This is a genomic window from Shewanella sp. 1180_01, assembly GCF_052850535.1.
In genome coordinates this window covers 1-1,673 of record NZ_VXCT01000130.1, presented here as the reverse complement: position 1 = coordinate 1,673, position 1,673 = coordinate 1, and the positions used below count along the sequence as shown (strand labels likewise).

General features: G+C 36.0%; 2 protein-coding genes. Both read right to left on the bottom strand.

All coding sequences use genetic code 11. The features are described from left to right. Positions 1-72 precede the first annotated feature (72 nt). A complete protein-coding gene (locus tag FW758_RS24410; RefSeq protein ID WP_446446811.1) occupies positions 73-510 on the bottom strand; it encodes a hypothetical protein in 438 nt (145 codons plus the stop codon). 614 nt (positions 511-1,124) lie between these two features. Further along, a partial coding sequence (locus FW758_RS24405; RefSeq protein WP_446446810.1) for a MarR family winged helix-turn-helix transcriptional regulator occupies positions 1,125-1,673 on the bottom strand: 549 nt, incomplete at its 5' end.

The window sequence follows — 1,673 nt, the reverse complement described above, 5'->3', positions numbered from 1 at the left end:
TCAACATCGGGCTTGTTCAACACTTGGGATAAGGTCGCGGCTACGTGCGGCCTATCCTTATTTGTTAGGAGTTTACACACCCCAAGTACATAACTTATCTTCATACATAGATGTATAAGTAATTCGGAAGCTAAACTGTTCTTCTACTAAATCTAATAACTCATCACCCTCTTTCCCGAAAGTAACTTTAAGTAGTTGTACTTTGTCATTAGCCTTTATAGTCGAGTTGACCGTTGGTATGAAGTATTCGTACTCAAAGCTAGTGATTTCCCTACCACCAGACAAAACCCAGTTCTTGTAAGGATCGTTATTAGGATTCACTACTTCTTTATTGCCTAACTTAACATAGAACCCCTTAATTAACGCAGGACCTAAACCATCATTACGAAGATAAATTAGAATCGCATTTTTATCCCTTTCTATATGAGATATGACGAAAGGTCTTACCGATAATCTATTGTGTTTTCTTCCAGCCATTAATTGTAAAATTGAAACGACCAATGCTAGCAAAGCAATAAAAGTTGCAATGACTGAAATATAAGTTGAAGTTTCGATATATCCTCCTGAGTCCTAACATTTTATTAGTGCGCATGCGCATTTATCATGTTAGACCAGTGAAAGCGCGTACAGTTAACTATCTGTATGTAAAGAACTTATCAGCTTTCTATCAAGTACACCATCTGGAAAAACGCGTATGCGCGTTTTCCAAACCTATTAACTAAAAATCAGCTACTATAGTTACTTGATTTTATAGAATTTTATTTGTTGCCGATTGAGTTAATGCGCACTGATATTGTCTTAAATCATCCCCTAATATCTAAGTTTAAATACGACTGTATACCCATACATTGTTAGTCGCTTTACGGTAGGACCAAACATAAACAAATAGATAACAATTTGTAGGGCAACAAGTGTGGGGATTTTTGATTGAGCTAACGAGCCAAAACACGGAATGGGGCAATAACCGCTTAGGACCTTTAACTCTAAACCGTACCTGGACAATTATCATTTAGGCCTGAAATCTAATTCAGGCCGCTTAGATTCGGAAAAGTAACTTGTTCCTCCGCCACGCAAAACTAAAAATACTAAACGTATCCTTGCATCTGGCTTGTTATACGTGATTTTCAGATATTTAATTTGAATATTGCTCTTAGAATCATATTTGCAGTGTGTAAATCATCTTCACTGACATGTTGAAGTCTATCTTTGTATCGAGAATAGGCGACCTGATCCTTATCCTTGTGAAAGTCGTATACCATCTGCCCCTTTTCTGACAGAGTTAATATTTGCTTTCTCTTGTCATTTGGGTGACACATTTTAGTTATTAACCCTATGTCAAATAATTTATTTAGTGTCTGCGATATAGCCCCTTTTGTCTTATACGTTACTACAACTAAATCTGACGCTGTTACATTCTTATATCTTCCTATGTGATCGATAATATGTGCCTCATGGATAAGCAGTTTATCTTCTGTACCATAAAACCGACTAATTTTCCCATAAGCTGATATTTTGTCAGTGATTATGTTTAGCGTATCCATTAAGTTGCTTATTCCCGTAAGTTCTGTCATTGCTTTCGTTAACTTTTTTAGTGTAATAGGGCCAAGGTGAAAAGGATTTTTACATACGCTAGAACACCCAACTGTCGATTCTAAATTATATATTTTGATACT